This window comes from Chitinophaga polysaccharea (assembly GCF_902150045.1).
Classification (GTDB): Bacteria; Bacteroidota; Bacteroidia; order Chitinophagales; family Chitinophagaceae; genus Chitinophaga; species Chitinophaga polysaccharea_A.
The window spans coordinates 191958-218095 of record NZ_CABFVU010000005.1 but is presented as its reverse complement, the minus strand read 5'-3'; the positions used below and the strand labels follow the sequence as shown (position 1 = coordinate 218095).

Genomic DNA, 26138 nt, shown 5'->3' with positions numbered 1-26138 from the left:
ACCCGCGTTTTTTATTTAATTTGCAAAGATGAAACCTGTTAATGAACTGATCAACACCAAAGAACCAGGCTGGAACCTGGTAAAGGAATGGATCAAAGATGGTAAGAATCAGATAGAAATCCTTCCGAAAGACAGCGCCCGTGCAGAGCAGGCTTTGTATCAAACCCAGGTAACCACCCGCTCCCCTATGGGCGCCATTATTTATGAAAGCGGCGGCCTGCTGGTAGACCATGGATGGATCCGGGTACTGGGCTCAGGCCATGAAAAACTGGACCGTACCCTGCCCGGCTGGAATGAGGGAAAATCGTATAGCCAAACAGGTGAGCAGCCCGGCTTTTTACTAATTGCAGATGATGTGACCGGTGGTTTCTTCGCCATCAATGCCGGCGGCATTGCCGCACAGGAAGGCATTGGCAGCGTGTTTTACTTTGCGCCGGATACACTGGAATGGGAAAACATGGAGATCAGCTACAGCGATTTTATTTCCTTCTGCTGCTCCGGCGATATCGAAGGATTTTATAGCGCATTCCGCTGGAAAGGCTGGCGTGAAGATGTAGCCGCAATAAACGGTAACCAGGCATTCAGCTTTGTGCCATTTCTTTTTTCCAAAGAAGGAAAAGACATTAACAACGTAAGCAAAAAAGCAGTGCCGGTGGAAGAAGTATGGTCCCTGCAAATGGACCTGCGGGAGCAATTAGGACATTAAGCGGTAAAAATAAAAAGACAAGGCCATCTCAAAATGAATGGCCTTGCCTTTTTATTTTTACGCCTGTTTCTCCAGCAGGGCCTGCCCTTCAAAACTTATTCCAGGCCAGCCATGGATCATAAACTGCCTGATATTCTGATGATCAGTTCCCCCTGGATTATTTAATACAGATTGATAATGTTCGGCAAATAATTGAAGCGTGTCTTCCTTCTCCAGGTTATTCAGCTGTGCAAAAGCAAAAACCCTGGCGCTTCCCTGGTTTTGAGTAGCCTCATTATACGTTTCCCCATTTTTAAAAGCGGTTGGTTGATGTTGATAGTAAGTATCTATAAACTCCAATACCTCTTTGAACGGGCGTGAATTATTCTTTAATCCGTTAAGCAAAGTAGTCAGTTGTTCTTTCATTCCGCAAAAATAGAAATTTAATGCTGCATTTACCTGAAACACCAATAAAGCACTGCCATCACCAATAGTAAAGCGGCAGACAATACTTTATAATTAGCCAGGCCCGGCCATCCTTTTACCCGCAACGGCGCCAGCGGGCTTTCCCAGTAAAGGCCTTTGCTTTCAGCCGTATGCTGTACCGGGAATACAAACGACAATACCACCTGTAATACCACGCAAATCATGAACAGGTAAAATGCCACCATCAGCGGCGGGATATTAACCGGGTAAAGTTTACCGGTAAGATATACGGCTGCCCCCAATGCAGAACCTATCCATAAAGTATACTGCGCCGCAAGGGAGGATGCCTTTTTCCAGAACACGCCTAATAAAAATACGCAGGTGATAGGCGGCGCAATATGTGATATAACATCATTAATGCCATTAAAAAGGCTTTCATACCTGTTCAGTAAGGGTAAGAGCCCTATCGACAACACCAGCGCCAAACCAGCCGCTATACGGCCCGTTTTCACCAGCTGTTTATCTGTTGCCTCCGGGCGGTTCCGTTTATAGAGGTCGTAGCTTACCAGGGTGGCAATAGAGTTCAGCGCCCCGGAGATCTGGCTCATGAGACCGGACAACAATGCAGCTACCAGCACGCCCACCAGCCCCGTTGGCACCAACCGCGTGATCATCACTGAATAGATCCCTTTTGTATGCAGCTGCCCGTTGGCCTGCCGCAATACTTCCAGGTCCAGGTGGCCCTGTTTGTATAGCACATACGCCAGCAACCCGGGGAGAATAAAAATAAAAACAGGCAATACTTTTATAAAGCCACAGAACAAAGCCCCGGTACGTGCATGATTTTCATCTTTTGCACCCAGCACGCGCTGTACAATGGTCTGATCCGCGCACCAGTACCAGATACCAATCACAGGATAACCCAGGAACACCGCGTACCAGGGCAGGCCATTGGGATCGCCAGCCGGATGCAGCATGGAAAGCTTATCCAGCTGCTGTCCTTCCTGTAATACCTGCATCACCGGTTGCCAGCCCCCCACTTTCCACCACGACAATACCGTGATGATCACCGCACCCGTAAGCAGTACTACTGTTTGCACGGCTTCCGTTACCACTACTGCCCTGAGCCCACCTACTATCGTATAAGCCCCGGTTACCACTGCAATAAGAATAATGCTGGTAAACATATTGATACCAAACAAGGTTTCCAACACTATGCCACCGGCCAGGAAAGAAAATGCAATATGGATCACCACCGCCGATACCACAGACACCACCGCCAGCCAGTCGCGGCAAGCCCGGTTGTAACGCCGCTCCAGGAAATCAGGCAGCGTAGCCACGCCGGAACGGATATAAAACGGCACAAAGAAAAGCGCCAGCAATATCAGTGTGAAGGCAGCCATCCATTCAAAGTTGCCTGCCAGCAGCCCCGTATCAAAACCGCTCTGGGCAAGGCTCACCAGGTGCAAACAGGAAATATTGGTAGCAAACAATGCCATGCCTATCATGGGCCATCGAAGCGATTTACCGGCCAGGAAATACTCTCCCGCCGCCGAATCATTCTTCCTGCCGGATAGTCCTGCCCAGAAGCCCAGTCCCACTATCAGGGCCACGTAGCCAATGCTGATGATAATATCTGTAGTAGCTATCATCCCGGGAAAGTATTAAGGGCAAGCAGATCACAACTGCTGCCCGGTGTTTGAGGTGTCTGATAAAAACCGCTGGTGATCGATGCGGGGTGAACAAAGTGTTTACGCAGGTGCGGAATATGCTCCAGGAACAATGCTTCATGTCCCATTCCAATATGATTGAACAACACCAGGTGCTGATGCAGCTGCCCCATATCGCCCACATGCGGAACCACCGGTACGCCAAACTTTTTACACAGCAGGCTTACGGTAATAAACTCACTTACGCCTCCCACCCTAACGGCATCTACCTGTATAAAGCCCGCGCAGGCGGTTTGCAGGTAATTCTTAAAGATCACTTTGTTGGGTACATGTTCGCCCAGCGCCAGTTTCACCGGGTTCAGCGCATCGGCCAGTGTTTTATGCGCCAGCACATCGTCGGGGTGCGTGGGCTCTTCTATCCAGTAAGGATTGATAGCTGCAAGTCTTTTACCGATAGCAATTGCCTGCGGCAGATTCCATTGCTGGTTGGCATCTACCATTACTTTGATCTCATCGCCAACTGCATTTCTTACAATGTGCGCTCTTCGTATATCCGTTTCCGGGTCTTTTGCGCCCACTTTTAATTTCAGTGCCCGGAAGCCATTATCCAATGCACGTTTACAATTGGCTTCCAGTTGCTCATCGGGGTAATTGAACCAGCCGGCCGAGGTATCATATGCCGGGTAACCGGTGCGCAGCACGCCTTCCCGCGCAGCCCTTGAATCCTGCATCTCCGTTAACATACGGATGGCTTCTTCCCGCGGCAGCACCTCTTCCAGGTACGACAGGTCCAGTGTGCTCACTACCTGTTCTGGTGTGAGATCAAGCAACAGTTTCCATAAAGGCACCTGTTGCTGTTTGGCCCACAGATCGTAGCAGGCGTTGGTAACTGCTGCCAGCGCCAGGTGCACCACTCCCTTGTGAGGTCCCAGCCAGCGGAACTGCTGCTCATCTGAGCGTTGTTTAAACCAGTCGCCGAAAGAAGCCATTACTTCCGTCAGCTCCCTGCCTATAAGCTGTTCGCCATAAAACCTGGCGGCAGCACATACCAGTTCATTACCTGCCCCTAAAGTGAAGGCCAGGCCAGTGCCGCAGTTGCCTTTGTCATCATAGAGGCAGGCTACCGTGTATGAATATACGGGGTTCTGATGCACGGCATCACTACCGGCGCCTCCTGTTAAAGGGAACCGGGCATCTTTTACAACTATCTTACTGATCATCTTATTTTAACTTGTCATTTTTTATGGGAGCCACACTCATGGCCGGTTTATCCGTTTCCAATACTATTACGGTATCGTTGGCATCCGGTAATGCTGCCGGCAATGTTATAGTCAGCTGATCAGCCGTTGCAGTCAGCTTCACTGCAGCGCCTTTCAGCAGGTATGCCCTGGTTACTTTTACGCCCGGCATAGCAGGAAGCTCAATGCTTTGCTGTGCAGGATCAAAAACATGCAGGTATATTTTGTTGCCATTGCGCGTAGCTGCATATTGGCTGTTGGGATAATAAGGACCGCTATGCGTATTGTAAATGGCAGCGCCGTATTTACGGAGCCAGTCGCCCATTTCCCTTAAACGCGCTGCCTGTTCAGGTGCTATCATACCATCCGGGCGGGGGCCTACATTGAACAACAGGTTGCCGTTACCCCCGGCGGCCTTTGCCAGCGTTTGAATACATGTTTGCAGCGATTTCATTTTATCATTAGGTTTCCAGGCCCATTGCTCGCAGATGGTCATACAGGTTTCCCAGGGTGTGTTCATATCCAGGTCGCCTATACGCTGTTCCGGCGTATCGTAATCACCCAGGAAGGAGGCGGTACCGGAAGCCCCGGTGCCGGAAAATGCTTTGCCCAGGCGATTGTTGATGATCAGGTCTTTCTTCAGCGTTTTGAGATACACATACATATCCAGCGCCATTTCCGGTGTCCAGGGCTTTTCCCAGGGGCCATCAAACCACAGCATATAAGGATCATAATTTTTCACCAGTTCTTTCAGCTGGTTTTTCATGTATGTCACATACTTCTCCATGTGCGCGTCTTTTCGTATTCCCCTTTCCGTTGTATCATTCGGATTATCTATCGGGTATTCAGGGTAATGCCAGTCGAGCACCGAGTAATAGATACAGAACTTTATGTGATACTTTTTGCAGGCCTTTGCCAGCAGTCCCACTACATCTTTCTTAAAGGGAGTAGCCATAATATTATAATCTGTATAGGCAGATGGCCATAGGCAGAATCCATCATGATGCTTCGCCGTGATGGTCAGGTATTTCATACCGGCATCGCTGGCTGTTTTCACCCATTCATCTGCATCGAATTTTACGGGATTAAACTGGCGGTACAGCGTATCGTAATCGGCAGCCGGCACCTGTACGTGGCGCGACCAGCCTATTTCCGTGCCTCTCAGCGTAACAGGCCCCCAGTGGATGAACATGCCAAACCGCAGATCCATAAACCGGTCCATTACATTTTTACTGGTAAGGATCCCCGGATCCAGCTGTGTATTGGTTTGCGCCCCACTTCGGAGCGCCAGTAACAACAAACAGAAAGTAGCTAATTTCTTCATCGTTCACTTTTATTTTACAGGGTATGTTTATATCCAAGTTCTGCTCCCCCGCTTACCGGCATAATACAGCCGGTAACAAAGCGGGCCTGTTCTGATAACAGGAACGCACATACGTTGGCAATTTCATCTGCTTCAGGGCAATATCCCAAAGCATGAATATTATCCAGGTATTGGATGATGCGTGCAGGTTCCGGTTGTTCCTTACTCCACTGCCGCAGCATGGGCGTCCATACGCCGGCGGGAGCTACTGCATTTACCCGGATACCATCTGCCGCATAATCCAGCGCCATGGCTTTGGTGAGCGCATTTACGGCTCCTTTGCTGCCTGCATAGGCGGCATGGTTATCCTGCCCTATTTCCCCCACCATACTGCTGGTGTTGAGGATACAGCCGCGGGAAGCCTTCAGCGCTGCAATACCATAACGGGTGGTGTAATAGATGCCACGTACATTTACATTCATTACCAGCTCCCATTCTTCTTCGGTGGTATCATGTAAAGGTTTCGAAGGACTTGCAACGCCTGCATTGTTATGGATAGCATTCAGCCGTCCGTATTTTTGGAGTATGGTGTCAATGGCCTGTTCTATGGCGGGGCCGCTGTTAAGATCTGCTTCCAGGAATATATGTGGGGCGCCCATCTGCTGTTTCAAACGTTGCAATGCGGGCTTGTCTTTATCTACTACTGCCACAGTAGCGCCCTGCCTTGCGTAGGTTTGTGCGCAGGCCTGGCCAATGCCGGATGCGCCGCCGGTGATCAGCACTATTCTATTTTGCAGTATCATCATTTTTCATTTTCCGTGGATAATCAAAAGTAAGCAGGGATAAGGTAGGTCATCCCGGTGAAATTGACTTAAATCAACACTATTTTGACTTATTTACCTAATTTACCTATTTTAGGCAGACAATATGAAGCCTCTTTTTGCAATACCGGGCGATAAAGCCCTTGAACAAAGTGTATACCTGGTAAAGGAAATTACACAACCGTATTTTTCCACGGAGTTTCATTTTCACCATGAATGCCAGCTGGTATATGTGGTGGAAAGCGCCGGGCGCCGCATCATTGGCGATAATATCAGCTATTTTGAAAGCGGGGAACTGATATTTGTAGGATCGGGTACCCCGCATGTATGGCATAATGAACAAAAATATTTTGAAGGGAAGAACAAGCTGCAGGCAAGATCACTGGCGTTATATATTTCTCCGGATCTGCTGGTAGAGCATCTTAGCTCCTTCACCAATACCAGCGCACTGAAAACATGGTTAAAAAAGGCGCAGCGGGGCATCCAGTTCCATGGAAAGGCCAAAGCCGAAATACTGGCGCTGATGCAGCAGATGCTGCAACAGCAGGATCTTCCGCAAACCATTTCCTTTCTTACACTGCTGCAAACAATGATGGCCACTAAAGAATATAAGCTCCTGGCCGGCACCAACTATGTAAACCTGTATAATGATAAAGATCAGTCGAGGATGGATGATATATTCAAATATATTTTCCGGCATTTCAGAAGAGACATACCCCTGTCGGAAATATCGGCTGTGGCGGGTATCAATGTGCATTCCTTTTGCCGGTTCTTTAAAAGCCGGACACAAAAATCATTCACCCATTTCGTCAATGAATTAAGGATAGGGTACGCCTGCAGATTGTTGCAGGAAAAGGAAATGCCGATAACAGAATTATCCAATAAGTGCGGTTACAGAAATACCACGCACTTTAACCGTTTCTTCAAAAAAATAAAAGGGAAAACTCCGAGAGAATATAAAAAGGAAGTTGCCTCTCTTGATTAAACTCAGGAATTCACCAGGAAATACACTACGCGGCAAACGGAGCCATCCCCCTTCTTTTGCAGGCGCAGCGTATGTTTGCCGGGCGCCAGGTCATCTCCCAGGATAAGATACCAGGGCAGGTACAAACTTTTACTCCACTGCGTGCGCAGGTCTTTCTGCTGCACAGCGCCATCATCAATACGATAACTGATCACACCGGCATCGGGGCCGGAAACTATACCAATACCGATGGTACGCCCGGTAAAAGGATACTCCACGCTGGCTTCTGCAGTATCCGACACCAGCATAGGCACTTTTACAAATCCCTCGCGGGTACCAACCTTATCAGATGGTTCCCATGATACAATTATATCAAAACCACTCCTGTTAAGCGCATCATGAATATCGCCATAAGCGCCGTTTTCATAATTAAGCGGGTCTGCTGCACGGGGCAGTTTCACCGATGCCAAATGCTTTGGCGACAAGGCGCTGAAGTCCTCATCCAGCAACCGTTTGATAGCATTAAAATACAACTGCTGTCCGAAGGGCGACGGGTGCAGGTCTTTGAAATCATCTTTCCAGGTAAATTCACCGGCATCAATGCGGGTTGTAATTTCTTTGGCGAGATTGATGAAAGGCAGGTGGTATTTTTTGGCAAGATCTTCATGTACCTGTACTTCTACCGGCACTTTGCCGGCATGGTAATCGGCCATTTTATCTTCATCTGCAAAAGCCATCAGCACAATATTCACGCGGGGATTGGCTTTCAGCGCATGACGGATAATCCCTTCCATGGCGCGGCGCTGCGTTACTTCGTTGGTGCCGTTCACACGGTCGTTCACCGCTGCTTCCAGGAATAACAGATCGGTTTTCCCTTTGCTTAATACATCATGCGCAAAGCGGAATGCATGCGGCAAACTGCCCAGAGAAGGTATGCCTGCATTGATAAAACGGAAAGCGGTGCCCGGATAAGTTGTCGTGAGATAATCGCACACCTTGCCACGCCAGCCTTCCATATTGGTAATAGAGCCTCCCATAAATGTAATGGTGGCCTTTTTACCGGTTTTAATATGATACCTTATATTGTCCAGCCGGCCGTACCGCGTCACAAATTTTTCCTGCGCCATGGTACTAACGGTAATGACTATACTGAATATCAGTACTGTAAATTTCCTGCTCATATCTTTGTTGCCTGGATCTCTTTCATCTGGCCGTTAACCCTTACTTTTACCTTACCGGCGCCGCGTATCTTATAGTTGGTTACGATACCGTTCTTCCAGGTCATATCTACCGTATAATTACCTCTTGCTTTCATTCCTTTCACGCTGCCTGAAGCTTTCCAGGCATCCGGCAATGCGGGGAGCAGATCAATGAAGCCTGCATGGCTCTGGATCAGCATCTCCGCCAGTCCGGCTGCACCACCGAAGTTGCCATCGATCTGGAACGGGGGACCTGCAGAAAACAGGTTGGCATAAACGCCGCCACCGGCGCCGTAGTTGATATCCGTATTATAAGTGGGCCTGATCAGCTGGGAGAATAATTTAAATGCGCGGTTGCCATCGTGCAGTCGCGCCCAGAATAATTGCTTATAGGCGATAGACCAGCTGGGGCCGTCATCTCCTCTTACATCCAGTGTTTTCTTACAGGCTTCGGCCAGTTCCGGCGTAGCTTCCGGCGTGATCAGCGAAGCTGGGTACAAACCATATAAGTGTGAAATGTGCCGGTGTGTAAGCTCTGTCTCCTTATATTCTTCCAGCCATTCCATCAGGCGCCCGTCTTTAGCTACTCTGCCTGCAGGCGGCAGCTGTTTTAATTTAGCCGCCAGGGTGGCGCTGAACGCAGCATCTTTACCAAGTGTTTTAGCGGCAGTGATCACATTTATAAAAAGCTCCCGGATGATCTGGTTATCAATAGTAGGCCCATTGCAGATGCTGGCGGTTTTACCATTGGGCAGATAAAAAGAATTCTCAGGGGAAGAAGATGGTGATGTTACCAACCATCCTGTTTTATCATCTTTTATGAGCATGCTGCTGTAAAATTCTGCAGAGCCTTTTAACACAGGATATATATCTGCCAGGTATTTTTTATCATTGGTAAATGCATAATGTTCCCACAGGTTATTGCACAACCATCCCGAGCCTGATTTGGTAACTCCCCAGGACGCGCTTTCACCGGGTTCTGTAAAGCCCCATATATTGGTGATCACATGCGCTACCCAGCCTTCTGCATTGTAATAGGCTTTGGCGGTTCTTTCACCGGGCTTTACCAGTCCGTGCACCAGCTCAGCCAGCGGCAGGTTAAGCTCCGGCAGGTTGCTCACTTCCACCGGCCAGTGGTTCATCTGTACATTTACATCGAGGTGGTAATCCCCGTTCCAGGGCGTCTGGATCTGGTTGGCCCACAGGCCCTGCAAATTGGGCGGCAGCAGGCCCACGCGGGTACTGCTGATGGTTAAATAGCGGCCATACTGGTAGAACAATACCGGCATGCCGTTATCTGCTGCGGGGATTTTGTGAAAATCGCTGATCCGCTGATCAGTAGGCGTCTGGTCTGCACTGTTGTTGCCGCCCAGTTCCATACTAACGCGGTTGAATAAACGCTGAAAGGCGGCAATATGCTGTTGTTTCTGCTGTGCATAATTTTTACGTAAGGCAGCATCCAGCAGCTGTTTTGTTTGTTCCCGGTAACGCGGGTTCCTGAAGTCGGTGGCGGCAGATACATACAGGATCACTTCCGTGGCATCTTTAATAACCAGAGTATCCTTATCCGTTAGTAATTGTCCTCCCTTCAGTTTTGCCTGTACCCTTGTCAGGTATTTCATACCGGGATTGGCGGTGCCGCTTTTCAGTTCTCCAAACATCTGCAGCTCCTGCCCTTCCATGCGGGTGCTGGCCCGTTCCGGGCGACCAACAGCCACTCTCATATTCAACTGCCCGGGCTTGGCGGCAGTTAAGCGGATCACGCATACATCCCCGTTGAAATCCGTAAAGTATTCCCTCGTATAGGCTACGCCGTTAGCTTCATAAACAGTGGTGGCTACTGCCTCGTTTAAAGACAAGGTCCTGATATAACGGGAAGGGCTATCCGTTGTTGGATAGCTGAACTGCAAATACAATTCACCCAGCATCTGGAAGCAGCCAAAGGGCACGTCGGCAGAGCCTTTCCCGGTGCATACAAATGATTTGTCCATGAGCTCCTGGGCCTCATTATTCTTTCCTTCTGCCAGCAGCTGCCGGATGGCAGGCAGTTGTTTATATGCTTCGTAGTTATTGGCGTCCTGCGGTGCGCCGGACCAGAGGGTGATATCATTTAATACAATCTTCTCCTGGTTTACGCCGCCATCCGGCGTCATACCCAGGCGGCCATTGCCCAGCGGCACGGTTTCTTCCCACACTTTGGCGGGCCTGTTATACCAGAGGCGCAAAGGCTGCTGCTGCTGTGCGGTAACTGTCAACGGCCAGATGCCTGTTATCACCAGGATACCAAGCCTGATGTACCGGGAAGGAAAGAATTGCTGATTCATGTGTTTTCCGTGGAATTTGTATGCAGCCAAAATTAAAGACAGCAGGGTAACCTGGCTCCCTGAAAATTGACTATTACCTACACTATCTTGACTTTGTTTGGTAAAAAAACGATAAAAGAAATAAAACCTTAAAAGCAGTATCGTCCGGTTAAGGCATGAATGGGAGTACAGATACTTCTCAGATACTCAGGAGTCGTTTATGTGTAGTACTTACTATACAGTCCTTATACTTACCCCGATTTCCTGATACGTAACCCGGCAATAAGCGGCAAAGCCGGCGGATTGATTTTACCGCTTACTGCCAGGATGGTAATTTAGCGGTAGGTCAGAAACATCCGCGTTACTTATTCCTTACCAGTGCACGGATCTTGAGGCAGGTGGGCATAGTGGCCAGGTAGCCATTGTTTGCAATAAAGGTGAAGATAAAGCCGGTGCGCTTTTTTCCCCTGTTGATCCAGGGATGGCTGCCAAAGGCGCCGGGGCTGCTGTTTTCAATCAGCACGCCACCGGGAGCGGTTACATCCCTCCAGTTGCCGATACCATAAAAGTCCTTTGTATTGAGCAGGGCGGCAGGATAAGGCGTATAGGCGATGGCGGTGTGCGCGGTCTGGCTTTCTTCCATGGCTGCAACGGCGGCTTCGCTGAGCACGCGGGTACCATTGGGGGCCACGCCTTTGTTCATGAGCATATCCAGGAAACGTATATAATCGTCCGGTGTGCTCCGGGCGCCGCCTGCGATCTGGGGGTTGGCAGTGAGGCCATAGTCGGTGCCGGTCATGCTACAGGGTGTAAATATTTTATCCGCTGCCAGTTCCTTCCAGCTTTTACCGGATGCTACTTCACAGATACGGCCTGCCACCTGCATACTTACGCCGCCATAATAAAAGGTGGTGCCCGGCGGGTTCAGCAGCGCCACATTCCTGGCGATGCCCTCTGCTGCCTGTGAAAGCGTGATCAGCACATTGGATTCATATCCCTGGGTAGAATTCCCCGGGAAACCGGATGTATGGGAGAAGAGTTGTGCAATGGTAATATCTCCCTTATGATAAGTAGTAAAAACAGGCAGGTATTTTCCAACCGTATCGCTGAGCTTTATTTTCCCTTCATCTACCAGGCTCATGACTACCGCAGCTGATAACCATTTGGAGCAGGAAGCGATCAACTGGCGGGTACTGCCGGTATATCCGCCAAATCCCCTGGCATATACCGGTTTACCATCTTCATGAATAACTGCATAACATTTTCCATTAAAAGCAGTGGGCACGGAATCGCTCAATACCTGGTCCACATCGCTGTAGCCGGTGGCAACAACAGTGGTGGATTCGCTTTTTGTGCAACCTGCGAGCAGGGAAATAAAGATAACAGCGGACAAGACGTTCCGGAGGAAATCGTTCATGTGACAGTTGTATTCAGTTGTAAGCTAAGAAATAAGGTAAACTATTCAACGTCCTCTTTTTAAATTATATTGCGGCCCTTATGAAATACAGCAATATTTTATTTGACCTGGATGGTACCTTAACCGATCCTAAAACCGGTATTACAAAATCTGTTCAGTATGCGCTGGCAAAGGCGGGCATTTCCGAGCCCGACCTTCAGAAACTGGTACCGTTTATTGGCCCGCCCCTGCACCAGTCGTTCATGGATTTCTACGGCTTCACCGAGTCCCGGGCATGGGAGGCCGTAAATGCTTACCGGGAATATTTCAGGGTAACGGGAATCTATGAAAATGAGCGGTATACGGGCATCCCGGAACTGCTTACTGCGCTGCTTTCACAGGGCCGGCGACTGTTTGTGGCCACCTCCAAGCCAAAAGTATTTGCGGATATCGTGATCCGGCATTTTGAGCTGGACCCATATTTTACTGCCGTATATGGCAGTGAACTGGATGGTACAAGAACCGACAAGGCAGAACTGATCCGTTACCTGGTGGAGGAACAGCAATTGAGCACAACTGATACTATTATGGTGGGCGACCGTAAACACGATATTATCGGCGCGCAGAAAAACGGCCTGCCGGCTATTGCTGTAGGCTACGGTTACGGCAGTACGCAGGAACTGGAACAGGCATTGCCCGATTATATTTTTAATACTGTTAGTGAATTACACGCGGGATTTCCCTGATCCTTTTCAGGCGCCTGTGGCTCCGGGTGAAAAAAAAGTGAGCCTTAATTTGTTTATTAGCCCTTTATTAATGCCCTGATTAGTGCCTCTCTCCTTACTTGCACTTGAAAACTTCCACGTTTTATTATCTATAGCCCGGCATTGTTCTAAGAAAACCAAAAAAGCAAACCCGATAGTAATTCCTAATCATTATCAATTATTCCACACATGAAAATCAAGTTGCATCTTCTTGTCGCAACCCTTGTTGCATTGTCTGTTGGCTGCTCAAAAAAAGAGGCCGCCAATTCGCTCCAGTCGCTCGACGGTAAAAAATCAGGGATCAATGCGTTTGGCTCCCCTGTTGGCGATGTGGTCGGCAAAATTACGGTAGGCTACCAGGGCTGGTTTGCCGCCAACGGCGATGGCTCCCCCATCAATGCCTGGTGGCACTGGACACAGAACTGGGGCGCATCGCCATCTTCCACGAATAATGGTATCAAGTCGTGGCCGGATGTAAGGGATTACAGCAGCACCTATCAAACCGCCTGGGCCAACCTGGGAAATGGCCAGCCTGCAAAGCTGTTCTCCTCTTTCAACGACCAGACCGTAAACACCCACTTCCTGTGGATGCAGCAAAACGGTATAGACGCCGCAGCGCTGCAGCGTTTTAACCCTAACGGCATCGAAGGCCCCATACGCGATGCCATCACCGCAAAAGTGAAAACTGCTGCTGAAAACTATGGCCGCAAATTTTACATCATGTACGATGTAAGCGGATGGACCAACATGCAATCGGAAATTAAAACCGATTGGACCACCAAGATGTCGGCCTACACTTCCTCTTCCGCCTACGCCAAACAGAATGGCAAACCGGTGGTATGTATCTGGGGCTTTGGCTTCAACGATAACAACCACCCCTGGTCTGCCGCCGTATGCCTGGATGTGATCAACTGGTTCAAGAACCAGGGCTGCTATGTAATTGGTGGTGTGCCTACACACTGGCGCACAGAAACCAGCGACTCCAGGCCGGGCTTCCTTGCCACCTACAGCGCACTGAATATGATTTCCCCATGGATGGTAGGCAGGATCGGTAATGTATCTGACGCAGATAATTTCTTCACTAATGTAAACACACCCGACCAGGCGTATTGCAACAACAACGGGATCGATTACCAGCCCTGCGTGCTTCCCGGCGACCTGCAGGAACACCAGCGCGCGCACGGCGATTTCATGTGGCGGCAGTTTTACAACATGGTAAGGGTTGGCGCACAGGGTATTTACATCTCTATGTTCGATGAATACAACGAAGGTAACCAGATCGCGAAAACAGCGGAAAATGCCTCCTTCATTCCTGCAGGTTCCAACTTTGTAACCCTGGATGAAGATGGCGTGGCATGTTCGGCAGATTATTACCTGCGCCTTACCGGCGATGGCGGTAAAATGCTGAAAGGACAGATCGGCTTAACTGCTACCCGCCCAACCCCGCCTGTAGTGGGCGGCGGCACAGGCGCACCCATAGGGCAAACCATTACCCTGAAAAGCTCCAACAACCTGTATGTATGCAGCGAAAACGGTACACAGGCCATGAATGCCAACCGTACTACAGCCCAGGGCTGGGAACAGTTTGCAGTGGTAAGCGCCGGCAGTGGTAAAGTGGCCCTGGTAAACGGCGGCTATTATGTATGTTCTGAGGATGGCACACAGGCCATGAACTGTAACAGAACAGCTATTGGCCCCTGGGAGCAGTTCGACTGGATCAGCAACAGTGATGGCACCATTTCCCTGAGAGGCAGCAATGGTAAGTATGTTTCCAGCGAAGGCGGCACACAGCCTATGACCTGCAACCGTACTACCATCGGGGCTACCGAGAAGTTCAGGGTGAACCAGTAATGATAAATTTTTCTATCTTTACTACGGATTTGCTTAAAGGCAGCGATAACGCTGCCTTTAGTTTTTCAGAAGATATCAGGTATGCCTAATCCATTAGTTAGTATTATTGTTCCTGTATACAACCTGGCGCCTTACCTGCCGGCCTGTATAAACTCGCTGTTAGAACAAACTTACGCACCGCTTGAAATTATTTTCATAAATGATAGTTCCACCGATTCGTCCCTGGAGATATTGAAGGAATACCAGCGGCAATACCCCCATTTTAAAATAATTACACAGCCCAACAGCGGTCCCGGACCTGCCAGGAATACCGGTCTTGATGAAGCCAGTGGAGAATACGTACTGTTTGTAGATGGGGACGACTGGATAGCAGCAGATACAGTTGCCATCTGCATAGAAACTGCCATCGGCGAGTTGGCAGATATTGTTTGTTTTGGATTCAGAAAAGTAACTAAACGTGATGGCCGGGAATTTGAATTACAGCGTTTTGAATATGAGCCGGCCTGTTATTTAGATAGCGATTACGTTGCAGGAGCTTTGTCCGAAAATTCACATAACAGGGCTAAACTGAACACCGCCGTATGGGGCAAACTTTATAGTTTATCGCTGTTGAACAATCATCAGATACGCTTCCGGCAGGCGATATTTGAGGATTCGCCCTTTACGCTTGAGGCGGTTTTTCATGCGTCCCGTATCAGATGTGTAAAAGATGCCCTGTACAACTATTTCATCCGCGAAAGCAGCACTACAGAACAATCCATTACCTCGGGGATCCTTTCCGCTGCTAAAATATCAGGTTTTTATACATCAGACGAGATGATAAAAGATTTCCTGGTATCGAAAAAAGTATTTGACAAATATGATAGCCTCTACTACGCCTTTCATAATAGCCGGGTGCTGATGTATGGCGGATACTTTGAGGTATATTCCAGACAGCAAAGCAAAGCTTCATCTTCCTGGCCGTTATTTATTTCTGCCCTCCGCGGGCACTGGCATACTATTACACTACAGAGAAAAGGATTATATCGGGCTTACAGGAAAAGAACAGTAGCCCTCTATGCCGGCGCAATGATAAGTCGCTTCAGCCTGAAAGCCGCACATCTTTTTTTTACCTGGTATGAAAAAACGATGGCCCCACAATAATATCCATTTTTTTCATGTACTCTTCAATACCAAACGCCTCTGCTACCTGCTGATGCAGGGTATGAGGATTTGTTGAAGAGTGGAATGCTGCCAATACATTATCGAAGTGGGACAAGATCTCCGGATTATCATAAGCAATTTCCGGCAAAAGATAAACGCCTGGAAATCCCCGGTCAAGCAGTTCACTGATAGCCCCTACCCGCGTTCCGGTTACAGGAATGCCTGCAGATAACGCCTCCAGGGTTACCAGTTCAAACCCTTCAAACATAGAAGGGACGATCAGCAAATCAGCAAATGCATACGCCTCAGTTCCGATATTACTGATATCCAGCCCTGTTTTAACGCTGGTATGGCGAAAATCAGCAAAGAAGGCAATATCAGGAGTATCATTACAGGCAATCAAAAGCTGCCAGTCATCCGACTGCTCTATAACAGGAGCCAACTGCTGTAAGGCGCCCAAACCCTTTTCCTTTACCAGCCGGCCTACATAAAGTAAGGTCCTGCGTTGCGCCGTTTTCTTCCCCGATGGATAGAACCGGGCGGTATCTACACAGTTATTCTGTATTATTATCTTTTCTGCAGGAACGTGATAATATGTAATCAGATCCTGTTTAACTTTAGCCGATACCGCAATTATCTGCCTGGCCATCATACAGCTGCGTTGCTGCAGCGCAGCTATTCTGCTGAGACGAGGATCTTTCCGCCCATAGGCCAGTTCCATGCAATGGTAACTTCCATGAATAAAAACAAAGTGGGCCGGATAAAAAGGCAGTGATTCTCCCTGCGATATGACCACATTATGTGAGCGCCTGGTTAACCAGATAAATGCAGAAGTATAACGCGCCAGGTAAATTGTTTTTCTCTTTCTGAAATGCCGGAAACGGAACAATTGTTGAAAAAGCCTTCCAAACCAGGTGTGATTAACCAGATAAGGCTCATCAATAATTTTTGTAGCAATTCCCCTGCTATGAAAATACTCATCAAGGTAATAGACAACCCTTTCTACCCCACCGGCATTTGATTTACCATTAAATGATATAAGAATAGCTTCCCTGGCTACCATACCTTTCCTTTTTTTATTTATCAATACCCATTGCACTATCCAGCTTTTTATATCCTTCTTCCCTGGAAAAATGTCTGTGGAAAGATGCCAGGCTTTGTGCGCTCATCTGTGCGAAGAGCGGTTTATTATTAAGAAGGTGGTGAATATGACCCGCAAACTCCCGTGGATCATTGGTTGCCAGGCAACCGTTATTGGCTTTATCAGGCAGGCCGTCCAGTCCGCGCTCTGTGCATACAACAGGTAAGCCGTGAGACATAGCTTCCACAACCTTTACTTTTACACCGGTGCCTGTAAGCATCGGACAAAGCGAAATTTTTGATTTCAGGTAATATTCATTCAGGTCATCCACAAACGAAATACAGGTAACATTTTTCAATCCTTCCGGCACGTGTTTGGTGATAGGGCCTATCACGCAAATCTTAAGTTCCGTTGATAACAATGGATAAACCTCCTTAAAAAACCATGCGGCTGAAATCAGGTTATGCGGGTTGTCGGTAGCCACGTACACCAGGTCAAATTCTTTATCACCTTCGGTCTGTACTACTGGAGGAGCGTCCATCATCATAGGTATGTGCCGGACCTTCTCCCTGAGAAACTGGCCAAAAAAATAGGTTTCTTCGGTAGAAATGGCCCATACCTGGTCAAAAAGCGCCAGTCTTCTCAATTCATCTCCCAAAGCCTGGCCCTTATCAAATCCTTTATCATTCTGGTGTTGTGAGGCCAGCAGATCGTGGGTGTCAATAATAGTTACAGCCTTACCTATATTGGGATTATCCCGGATGAGATCTGCCCAGTAGGCATAACTGATAATAATATAATCGTATTGCTGCTGCCGGAGAAACCCGTCAAATTGTTTGCGCAGGTTCCAGGTAGTGTGATTGGGAATAGATCCTTTTACCAGTTTCAGCCTACGTTCAAATAAGATATGCCACAACTTATAGGAAAAAAAGTACTTTAAAGGATTCTTCTTTACCGGCTTACGCTCCATAATCCAGATATTCTCCGCTAATCCGGCATTCTCGAAGGCTTTAATACTTTCAGGCGTATACTGTCCCCAAACAAGTTTGGTAATGAAATCCACCTTAAATCCACGCGTTTTAAAATATTTCAATAGGCTTAGCGCGCGCGTTCGGCTTCCGCTGTTTTTTTCAACCGGATTTAACGGAAAAAAATAAAGTATTCTTTTCAATTGTTGCTGTTGGTTTAAAATAAGGCTGTAAAACTAATGCTTTTTTAGGGCAAACAATATTCAGAGCCCTTAATAGGCCCTGATTTGCAGGGACGACGGGTTAGGCAATGTTACCTGCACCCCTGTTTCCTTCAGCAGCCCGCTTTGCTGATCTCTTTTAAACACCACGATATTCCCGGTTTTCTGGTTGGCTACCAGCAGGAACTTACCTGTTGGATCAATCACAAAATTCCGCGGATGAACACCCTGTGTAGATTCAACACCAATTTGTTTCAGCTGCCCGTTCTGCTGGTTAATGGCATAAATAAAAATACTGTTGGATGTTTCCCTGGTAGACGCGTAAAGAAAGCGGCCATCCGGAGAGATATGTATATCGGCGGCGCCGTAATCGGCCTGGGGCTTTGCCAGGTGGGCATCTACCCGCTGTATCCTTTCCAGTTTGCCGTTGTGGTACTTGTAAGCTGTAACGGTACCGCTGATCTCTTCTATGCAATAAGCCATTGGCAGTTGCGGATGAAAGGTGATATGCCGGGGACCACTGCCGGGAACAGTAGCTGTAAAGGGCGGGTTGCCCGGCTGCAAAGGTTCCGCTGCATCGGGCGCCAGGCGGTAAATACGGATCTTATCTGCGCCCAGATCGGGGAAAAAAGCGTATTGTCCATCAGGAGAAAATACCGCCGCATGGATGTGCGGGCTGAGCTGCCGGCTTCGTACAATGCTGCTGTCTTTGAATGAAATAGTTTGTTTGGCGGGCGCAATATGACCGTTGCCACTGAGCGGGAAAACAGACAAACTGCCGCCGCTGTAATTGGCGCAGATAAGCCATTTGCCGGTGGGGTCCACTCCTACGTAGGCGGGGTTATCGCCGCCGCTGTCCTGCCTGCCAAGCAGCGTAACCGTTTCCTTCGCACGGTCGAAAGCAAAACTACTTACACCGCCTACGTTAGGCGTTTGCGCTTCCGAGCAGGCATAAATATATTTTCCATCCGGCGACAAAGTAAGAAAAGAAGGGTTGAGTATCCCTTTGGTGGCGGATACCTGCTGCAGTGCGCCCGTCTGGTAGTTAAACCGGTACAGGTATACCCCCTCTTTTTCTTTATCATGGTTATAACTGCCCACAAAAAGATAATACTGCTGTGCATGTGCAACCAGATCGCTAAAAACCATCATAATGATGGCGAAAAACAACTTACGTACCAATGTGCTGATGATTTAAGCATGAAGATATACTGTAAGATAATTATCTCCTGAAAAAAAACAGCAAAATGATGATCACCGGATAATTATAGACAAATTTGTCTATTACCAAAAACATTTACTACCTTTATGTCATGGCAAGACCAGGCAATCCTAAAGAAAAAATACTGGCCACCGCATCGCGGTTGTTTTATGACCAGGGATATAATTCCACCGGCATCAACCAGGTGCTGGAAGAAGCCGGGGTGGCCAAAGCCAGCCTGTACAGCCATTTTGGCTCCAAGGAAGAACTGGGACTGGCTTATCTGAAAGAAGCCAGAACCACCTGGTTTGCCGGCATTACCGCTGCCGTGGGGAAAAAGAAATTGCCGGCGGAAAAGCTGCTGGCAGTATTCGATTTCCTGGAGCAGCAACTGCCTCAACAGGATTTCAAAGGCTGCCGGTTTATCAATATGCTGGCGGAAATCGGTGATAGCCAGCCGGAAATGTACCAACAGGTGCTGGAACACAAACGCAAACTGCGGAAATACCTGCAACAGCTGTTAAGCGCTGTTCCGGGGCAAACGCCTGCACTGGCAGATACGATCTATCTTCTTTTTGAAGGCGCCATCGTGGAAAGCAAAGTGTACAGGGACCTGTGGCCGGTTAAAACGGCCAAGAAAACAGCCAGGATGTTAATTGGTCAGCCATAATTTATTACCACCCTGTAAAGGGTTATTTTTTTACCTGGTTATAGACAAAATTGTCTATAACTAGAAGCAAACACACTTATGAATACAATTCCTGCATTATCAGCAGCAGAAGCTGCACCAGCGGCAAAACCGGTACTGGAACAGGTAGCCCGCACACTTGGCCGTGTTCCCAATATGTATGGCGTTATGGCCCAATCCCCGGCAGTACTGGAGGCCTATGTACAATTCAGCAACTCGCTCCGGAAAGGCAGCATTGGCAGCGCTATGGCGGAAAGGATCGCGCTTGCCTCCGCGGAATACAACGGCTGCAGCTATTGCCTGTCGGCCCACAGCCATCTTGGCGCGAAAAGCGGGTTAACACCGGCAGACATCCTGGAAGCCAGGGCAATGCAGGCCGGCGATGAGAAAACAGCCGCCGCCATGCAGTTTACCAGGCAGCTGCTTACATCGCCGCAAAGCCTCTCAGAAGCGGATGTACATACCCTCCGTGCAGCGGGCTATACCGATGGGGCCATATTGGAAATCATTGCCAACGTAGTGAGAAATATTTTCACCAACTATCTCAACGTGGTAGCGGGTACGGAGGTTGACTGGCCAGTAGTGGTACTGGCTAACATTTTTTAAAAACTTTGTAAGGAAACAATGGTCTGCCCGTCTAATCTTTATTACGGATTTAAAGCGGTAATTTTGTATGACCGTATTATTCACCAGTATTTTTTTGTGAGATGAGAATAATATTCCTTTTAACACTGATCCTGGCTACGCAGATAGCCTGCCACAGCCAGAACAGTAACAATAAACAAGCGCCAGTGAAAAATCCTTACTATTCCAGAACGGATACGCGGAAACTGCATATTACCAATGCTGAATGGAAAAGAATACTGCCACCGGATCTTTATGCTGTAGCCCGGGAAAATGCCACTGAACGGCCTTTTACGGGTAAGTACTGGGATTCCGATGTAAAAGGCAGCTATTACTGTGCAGTTTGCGGCAATCCCTTGTTCAGGTCCGACGCCAAGTTTGCCAGCAGCTGCGGATGGCCCAGTTTTTTTGAACCACTGAAAGCCAACAGCGTTATTTACAAGGAAGACAATTCCCTGGGCATGCAAAGAACAGAAGTGATCTGTGAACGCTGCGGCTCCCACCTGGGGCATATTTTTGATGATGGCCCTCCTCCTACGCATAAACGGTATTGCATGAACTCCGTGTCACTGGATTTTGAACCGGATCCGGGTGCTCATTGATACAAAAACCGGCGCCTCATTCCAGGAAATGATCCAGGAAAGCGGCGCCGAATGCGGAAGCTGCCAGTTTCTTTTTCAGGTTGCGCCGGAAAGGATTGGACATCCCTATGCCGGGCAAAGGCTGTACAATATGATAGAAAGGCCGGCTCAGATCCTGTGAATTGGCCAGGATGATAAACGTTAGGTCGCGTTGCGGGATCTTTACAAACAAGGCAGAATAGCCGGTCCACCAGCCGGTATGCCACATCACCTTTATGCCTTTGTAATAGGTTACGAACCAGCCAAGCCCATACTGGATGGTTTTCCCTTTAGGAGTAACATAAGGCGTAAACACTTTCTCCCAGGTGCTGTCTGCGAGAAATTTCCGGTCGTCAATGGCATTGGAATACAGCACCAGATCCGCTACGCTGCTCATAATACCCGCAGCCGGACCAAAACCATATTTAAAAGTAACAGGTTGCAGCTGCTTGCTTTTCCAATCGTACGGTTTGGCTACCCGCCGCATAAAAGCATCTTTATTATAACCGGTTAACGCAAAATTGAGGCTGTCGTCTGTACTGGGCGCCGTATTTTTGAGCGACAACGGCCTGATGATCTGTTCCATCAGCAACTCACCGAAGGTTTGCCCGGAAGATTTTTCAATTACTTTTCCCAGCTCATTATACCATCCGCCGTTATACCGGAATACATAACCGGGTTTGTAACTGTTGAACATATTGCCCATGGCCGTATGGGTGAACAGATGCTTTACCTTAATCCTCGGATCGCTGCCCCAGCGGGCACCCAGGTTGATGCCGTATTTGCCGATAGGATCGTCAAGGCTCACCTTTCCGGCCTGTACCTGCTGCATGAGAATGATGGAGCCAAAAGTTTTGGTCACAGAAGCCACCTGGTAAACCGTGTTTTCATCCGGTATGGTCCTGTTTTCCAGGTCTGCATAGCCGAAACCCTTTTTCCAGGCCAGTTGTTTTTCATTTACCACGCCCGCCGAAATACCGGGAATATGATATTTTTCACGGAGATGTTCCAGTTTCTTTTCAAACTGATCTATTCTCTCCGCGCTCCATACAGCGTCGCGGGAAGTTACCGGTATCCTGTTGGTGGCCTGCCGGCTGCTGCCACAGGCAAATAAAAACAAGGCGATCCCCAAAAAAGTGAAAGAAGTGGAAGTAAAGCGATGTGTCATCCGGGTTATTTGTTTTGATGGCAAAACTCCCTGTTTACCTTGTGGTTACCTACTCATATCCGGATTTGAGGCATATTAAAGCGTGGATTTCTACGTTTGCAAAGCGCTTTTCCTGAATTCGGAAGGCGACATGCCCGTGAGCTGTTTGAATACCCGCTGGAAAGTAGCGGATGATGAAAAGCCGCAGTCGTATGCCATACCTGTGAAGGTGAGTTGATCAGCCTCCTCCTGCAACAGTTTTTCTTTAAACAGGTTAACGCGGTAGCCGTTTACATACTCATTAAAATTTTTATGCAGGTGCTGGTTCAATACCGCGGAAATAGTTTTAGACGGCAGGCCGGTATGTTGCGCCACCATTTGCAGGGTAAGCGCCGCGTTCAGGAACAGCTGGTCTTCCTCCATGGCTTTTTTCAGCAGCATTACGGCAGGCGCCGTGGTGGATTCGGGCAATATTGTTTCCGTTTTCTTTGCAGTCACCAGTTCCTGGTAGGAAATAATATACCCCTTAATTCCCAGCCAGTAGATCAGGATGGTGACGGGCACATAAACCGGGTACCAGTCGAATTTATCAAGCATCACATCCGTATAACGGGGAATCACATATGGCACCAGGTACACCAGCCATATGGCGGAGAAGCCGGCAAACAACCAGGTTAACTGCTGCAACCAGCGCAGGCCTGCACCAGGAGGATTGCTTCGTTTATACGCCGCCAGGAACCTGACAGATAATCCTGTATAAGTAGCCAGCGATATCCAACGGGGAATATCTGAATATACATTGTAGGTATCTATAAAGATGATCCATGGCTGGGGATGATTCTTCAATACACCCAGGAGCACGCCCACCACAAATATAATAGCGGCCACCGGTGATACAAGATCAATGACCACCGGCCAGAAATGCCTGCGCCGTTGGGGGGTGAGCTTAAATTCAGGATCGGTGAAAGATTGTATATAGAAATACATCAGCGGTCCTAAGGGCATTGCAACAATAAGCGGCACCAGCTGGCTGAAGAAACGCAGCCAGGGAGAACCAAACCACTGGTGGTATTCGCCGCTTAAACAAAAGCTGGCCATACTGAGCAGGAAGATCAGCACTGCCAGGAAACGGTTAGCCCTGCGTTTTTTAACAGAAAAAAACAGCAACCCGCTTACAATAAAGCCCTGGATAACGCCCAGTAAAATAATAGTCTGGAATAACCGTTCCATGGTACCAAAATAAGATAAAATCTTTTTCCGCCGGCAACCAGGTATTGCTAGAAAAATTTCTCCACCGTGAGCCCATAAGTCATCAGCAGGTTTTCACGCTCGGTACGGTTTAATTTGTTGTAGGTCATGGCGGCGGTGATGGCAAGCCAGGAACGCAACTTTACAGCAAGGGTGTTATTGCATTTTATAATATAGTCGTTACTGTGAGAAAAAGAGTTCTGGAGGTAATTGGAACCTTCCAGCACTATAATGTCTTTGATCACCCACTTATAATATACCCGGAAGGAATTTCTGAAGGTCTGGTACACATCCGGGATGGTATCGTGAAGAAAAAGATCGCTGTTTTCAAACAATATCCCATCGCTGAGGTTCAGGGTGGCATTTTCCCGCTTAATGACATCGTAAGCAGCGCCCCCGCCACCCTGGAAGCGATCGTTGATCTTCAGGGAATAACTTTTATCGTAGTTGGCAAGACCCCAGAAATATATCTTCCTTTCTCCCCGGTAAATATTAAAATCCAAAGCGGTAGATACATCGTTGTTGGTAACGCTGTGGTCCTGTTTCCCGTATACATAACTGGCGCCCATATTCAGCGTCATTCTTTTCTTGCTGATCTTGAAGCCCAGGTTGTTATTAAGCAGGAAGGAATTTCCATCGTTGGTCATGTTCACAGAACCGGTAGACGCGTACTTGATGTAATAATGCACCGAGTCGCTGAACTGGGCCTGGGTGCTCAAACCATATAATAATATCATCCATAGTAAAACTAATCTCTTCATGACCAGGTGCTTAGGTGTTTACAATGCGATTCGGGCGCCGCAATTAACGTGCCTGAACATTCTGAAAGAATCAGTATCTTTATTAATAATCTGAATCTCATGCTGCAAAGAGCTTTACTATCTGTTAAACGCCGCCCTTACCTGTTATTCCTGTTCATCGCTCTGGCGTTGATCGTTTACCCCTTTTTTACCCTTCATCAAACAACGGATATCCATATATACGATACTATGCTGGTGATACCCACCAGCCATATCTGTTGGCTGGTTTCCTTTTGCTTTATAGCTGCTGCAGGGTTGTATGCCGGTTTAAAGCACTTCCTTCCCAGCCGGGCGCTAACATGGGCACATATTCTGCTAACGCTGCTGATATTGTTTTTAGTGGTGTTTTTTGCAGACTATTATAACACTGGCGCCAGGCAAAAAACCTACTACTACATAAACACGTCTGAGGTTGCCTATCGCTGGCTGATATTATTTTTGCTGGGCGCACAACTGATTTTTGCCGGTCACCTTTTTTGGGGTATCGCCAGGTACATTATAAAAAAACGATAAAAACTAAAGTTTTTTAGAGATATTAGCCCGTTGTACTGCCTTCAGTGCCGTACTTTTTGCTGAAACCACGAAACACGATACAATATGTCATCAAGAAGAAACTTTCTGCTGCAAACCGCGCTGGGCATGGCTGCCACTACCATGGCGCCTTTCACCACGGCAGCAGCTGCCGGCAGGCTGGCAAGGAAAACAGCGCTGCCCATTGGTATGGCGGGCTATACCTTTGCCAAATTTGATCTCGACCAGGCCATCGCCATGATGAACCGGGTGAATATCAAAAATATCTCTGTAAAAGATATTCATCTCCCTATAAACAGCTCTCCGGAAAAAATAAAAGAAGTGCTGGGCAAATTTTCCGCAGCAGGCATTCACGTGTATGCGGTAGGCGTTATATACATGAAAACGGAAAAAGCAGTGGATGAAGCATTTGATTATGCAAAACGTGTAGGCGTGCCGTTAATTGTAGGTGTGCCTAACCCGGAGCTGCTGGATTATACGGAAAAGAAGATCAAAGAATTTAATATACGCCTGGCGGTGCATAACCATGGTCCGGAAGACAAGCTCTATCCCGGTCCGAAAAATGCGTACGACCTTATTAAGAACAGGGATGAGCGCCTGGGCCTGTGCCTGGACATCGGCCATGCCGCCCGTGCCGGGGAAGAGCCATCCAAAGCGGTGCTGGCCTATAAGCACAGGATATTTGACCTGCACATCAAGGATATTTCCGCTGCACAGAAAGATGGAAAAGCCATTGAACTTGGCAGGGGCGCCATTGATTTTAAAAAACTGGTAACGGCACTGGAAAAGATCAATTATGCCGGGGTATGCAGCCTGGAATTTGAAAAAGATATGAATGATCCTTTGCCGGGCATCGCCGAGTCGGCCGGTTTTTTCAGAGGTGTGATCAATACAGTTAACAGCTGATAATCATTACCGGTACAGCTTTCCGGGAGGAACACTGAACTTTTTCCGGAAGGTTGTACTGAAATGCTGTACAGAAGAATATCCCAGCCTGTCTGCCACTTCTTTCACAGGCATCCCCGCCAACAGTAAGCCCTGTGCCTTTTCCAGCCTCGTATCACTGAGGTAACCAAACACCGTATTATTAAACAATTCCTTAAAACCATTCTTCAGCTTAAAGGTATTGGTGCCTGCAATAGCAGCCAGTTCTGTGAGTGTAGGTGGCGCAGTAATATGTTGCAGGAGATACTCCTTCGCGTACATGATGCAGTCTTTATCATACGCTGAGGTAAGCGCGCTTTTG

Annotated in this window: 25 protein-coding genes; 10 read left to right on the top strand and 15 right to left on the bottom strand. The window is 48.2% G+C overall.

Annotated features, from left to right (window positions below):
- Nucleotides 1–28: 28 nt before the first annotated feature.
- Complete coding sequence (locus FN124_RS28940) at nucleotides 29–706, top strand: DUF2625 domain-containing protein (RefSeq protein ID WP_142688281.1); 678 nt, start codon at nucleotides 29–31, stop codon at nucleotides 704–706.
- A gap of 57 nt (nucleotides 707–763) precedes the next feature.
- Here the strand turns inward: FN124_RS28940 and FN124_RS28935 are convergent, their stop codons facing one another.
- Genes FN124_RS28935 through FN124_RS28915 form a run of 5 tightly spaced genes read right to left on the bottom strand, consistent with a single transcriptional unit; the run spans nucleotide 764 to nucleotide 6125 of the window.
- The gene (locus FN124_RS28935; RefSeq protein WP_142688280.1) at nucleotides 764–1111 is read right to left on the bottom strand and encodes a HopJ type III effector protein; all 348 of its coding nucleotides are present in this window, start codon (nucleotides 1109–1111) and stop codon (nucleotides 764–766) included.
- A gap of 29 nt (nucleotides 1112–1140) precedes the next feature.
- The gene (locus tag FN124_RS28930) at nucleotides 1141–2763 is read right to left on the bottom strand and encodes a sodium:solute symporter (protein ID WP_142688279.1); all 1623 of its coding nucleotides are present in this window, start codon (nucleotides 2761–2763) and stop codon (nucleotides 1141–1143) included.
- Complete coding sequence (locus FN124_RS28925; protein WP_142688278.1) at nucleotides 2760–4001, bottom strand: enolase C-terminal domain-like protein; 1242 nt, start codon at nucleotides 3999–4001, stop codon at nucleotides 2760–2762. The genes FN124_RS28930 and FN124_RS28925 overlap by 4 nt, the downstream gene beginning before the upstream one ends.
- Before the next feature lies 1 nt (nucleotide 4002).
- Nucleotides 4003–5343: an alpha-L-fucosidase gene (locus FN124_RS28920; protein WP_142688277.1), complete on the bottom strand. Its 1341-nt coding sequence runs from the start codon at nucleotides 5341–5343 to the stop codon at nucleotides 4003–4005.
- A gap of 14 nt (nucleotides 5344–5357) precedes the next feature.
- Nucleotides 5358–6125, bottom strand: a complete 768-nt coding sequence (locus tag FN124_RS28915) for an SDR family NAD(P)-dependent oxidoreductase (protein WP_260607611.1) — start codon at nucleotides 6123–6125, stop codon at nucleotides 5358–5360.
- A 124-nt stretch (nucleotides 6126–6249) separates the two neighbouring features.
- Between FN124_RS28915 and FN124_RS28910 the strand changes: the two genes are divergently transcribed.
- Entirely contained in the window at nucleotides 6250–7128 is an 879-nt protein-coding gene (locus FN124_RS28910) for an AraC family transcriptional regulator (RefSeq protein WP_142688275.1), read from the top strand.
- Nucleotides 7129–7130: 2 nt separating this feature from the next.
- Here FN124_RS28910 and FN124_RS28905 read toward each other — a convergent pair whose 3' ends face one another.
- From FN124_RS28905 to FN124_RS28895, 3 genes are all read right to left on the bottom strand, one after another.
- A complete protein-coding gene (locus FN124_RS28905; protein ID WP_142688274.1) occupies nucleotides 7131–8288 on the bottom strand; it encodes an SGNH/GDSL hydrolase family protein in 1158 nt (385 codons plus the stop codon).
- On the bottom strand, nucleotides 8285–10630 hold the full coding sequence (locus FN124_RS28900; RefSeq protein WP_142688273.1) for a glycoside hydrolase family 95 protein: 2346 nt from the start codon (nucleotides 10628–10630) through the stop codon (nucleotides 8285–8287). The genes FN124_RS28905 and FN124_RS28900 overlap by 4 nt, the downstream gene beginning before the upstream one ends.
- Before the next feature lie 340 nt (nucleotides 10631–10970).
- Nucleotides 10971–12026, bottom strand: a complete 1056-nt coding sequence (locus tag FN124_RS28895; protein WP_142688272.1) for a serine hydrolase domain-containing protein — start codon at nucleotides 12024–12026, stop codon at nucleotides 10971–10973.
- A gap of 80 nt (nucleotides 12027–12106) precedes the next feature.
- Here FN124_RS28895 and FN124_RS28890 point away from each other — a divergent pair, with 80 nt between their 5' ends.
- The 3 genes from FN124_RS28890 to FN124_RS28880 all read left to right on the top strand — a co-directional run bounded on the left by FN124_RS28890 (nucleotide 12107) and on the right by FN124_RS28880 (nucleotide 15763).
- Nucleotides 12107–12751 carry an HAD family hydrolase gene (locus FN124_RS28890; RefSeq protein ID WP_142688271.1) on the top strand — a complete coding sequence of 215 codons (645 nt, stop codon included), beginning with the start codon at nucleotides 12107–12109 and terminating at the stop codon, nucleotides 12749–12751.
- A 207-nt stretch (nucleotides 12752–12958) separates the two neighbouring features.
- The gene (locus FN124_RS28885; protein ID WP_142688270.1) at nucleotides 12959–14620 is read left to right on the top strand and encodes a lectin; all 1662 of its coding nucleotides are present in this window, start codon (nucleotides 12959–12961) and stop codon (nucleotides 14618–14620) included.
- 81 nt (nucleotides 14621–14701) lie between these two features.
- A complete protein-coding gene (locus FN124_RS28880; protein WP_142688269.1) occupies nucleotides 14702–15763 on the top strand; it encodes a glycosyltransferase family 2 protein in 1062 nt (353 codons plus the stop codon).
- Here FN124_RS28880 and FN124_RS28875 read toward each other — a convergent pair.
- The 3 genes from FN124_RS28875 to FN124_RS28865 form a co-directional block, all read right to left on the bottom strand.
- On the bottom strand, nucleotides 15729–16826 hold the full coding sequence (locus FN124_RS28875) for a glycosyltransferase family 4 protein (protein WP_142688268.1): 1098 nt from the start codon (nucleotides 16824–16826) through the stop codon (nucleotides 15729–15731). The genes FN124_RS28880 and FN124_RS28875 overlap by 35 nt on opposite strands.
- 13 nt (nucleotides 16827–16839) lie before the next feature.
- Entirely contained in the window at nucleotides 16840–17907 is a 1068-nt protein-coding gene (locus FN124_RS28870) for a glycosyltransferase (RefSeq protein WP_142688267.1), read from the bottom strand.
- Between the two features lie 177 nt (nucleotides 17908–18084).
- On the bottom strand, nucleotides 18085–19215 hold the full coding sequence (locus FN124_RS28865) for a lactonase family protein (RefSeq protein WP_221887951.1): 1131 nt from the start codon (nucleotides 19213–19215) through the stop codon (nucleotides 18085–18087).
- Nucleotides 19216–19346: 131 nt separating this feature from the next.
- Here FN124_RS28865 and FN124_RS28860 point away from each other — a divergent pair, with 131 nt between their 5' ends.
- The 3 genes from FN124_RS28860 (at nucleotide 19347) to msrB (ending at nucleotide 21148) form a co-directional block, all read left to right on the top strand.
- Nucleotides 19347–19904: a TetR/AcrR family transcriptional regulator gene (locus FN124_RS28860; RefSeq protein ID WP_142688266.1), complete on the top strand. Its 558-nt coding sequence runs from the start codon at nucleotides 19347–19349 to the stop codon at nucleotides 19902–19904.
- A gap of 78 nt (nucleotides 19905–19982) precedes the next feature.
- Nucleotides 19983–20528, top strand: a complete 546-nt coding sequence (locus tag FN124_RS28855) for a carboxymuconolactone decarboxylase family protein (RefSeq protein ID WP_142688265.1) — start codon at nucleotides 19983–19985, stop codon at nucleotides 20526–20528.
- Nucleotides 20529–20629: 101 nt separating this feature from the next.
- Nucleotides 20630–21148 carry a peptide-methionine (R)-S-oxide reductase MsrB gene (gene msrB, locus FN124_RS28850; RefSeq protein ID WP_142688264.1) on the top strand — a complete coding sequence of 173 codons (519 nt, stop codon included), beginning with the start codon at nucleotides 20630–20632 and terminating at the stop codon, nucleotides 21146–21148.
- Between the two features lie 16 nt (nucleotides 21149–21164).
- On the opposite strand, the gene FN124_RS28845 is transcribed toward msrB, so the two are convergent.
- From FN124_RS28845 to FN124_RS28835, 3 genes are all read right to left on the bottom strand, one after another.
- Complete coding sequence (locus FN124_RS28845; RefSeq protein WP_142688263.1) at nucleotides 21165–22334, bottom strand: serine hydrolase domain-containing protein; 1170 nt, start codon at nucleotides 22332–22334, stop codon at nucleotides 21165–21167.
- 90 nt (nucleotides 22335–22424) lie between these two features.
- Nucleotides 22425–23543, bottom strand: coding sequence for a helix-turn-helix domain-containing protein (locus FN124_RS28840; protein WP_142688262.1), 1119 nt, complete (start codon nucleotides 23541–23543; stop codon nucleotides 22425–22427).
- Nucleotides 23544–23590: 47 nt separating this feature from the next.
- Nucleotides 23591–24322 (bottom strand): DUF481 domain-containing protein, encoded by a 732-nt coding sequence (locus tag FN124_RS28835; RefSeq protein ID WP_142688261.1) that lies wholly within the window; start codon nucleotides 24320–24322, stop codon nucleotides 23591–23593.
- Between the two features lie 99 nt (nucleotides 24323–24421).
- Between FN124_RS28835 and FN124_RS28830 the strand changes: the two genes are divergently transcribed.
- Nucleotides 24422–24874, top strand: coding sequence for a hypothetical protein (locus FN124_RS28830; RefSeq protein WP_142688260.1), 453 nt, complete (start codon nucleotides 24422–24424; stop codon nucleotides 24872–24874).
- An 84-nt stretch (nucleotides 24875–24958) separates the two neighbouring features.
- Nucleotides 24959–25798, top strand: a complete 840-nt coding sequence (locus tag FN124_RS28825; RefSeq protein WP_142688259.1) for a sugar phosphate isomerase/epimerase family protein — start codon at nucleotides 24959–24961, stop codon at nucleotides 25796–25798.
- 6 nt (nucleotides 25799–25804) lie between these two features.
- Here FN124_RS28825 and FN124_RS28820 read toward each other — a convergent pair whose 3' ends face one another.
- A complete protein-coding gene (locus FN124_RS28820) occupies nucleotides 25805–26098 on the bottom strand; it encodes a helix-turn-helix transcriptional regulator (protein WP_142688258.1) in 294 nt (97 codons plus the stop codon).
- Nucleotides 26099–26138 lie beyond the last annotated feature (40 nt).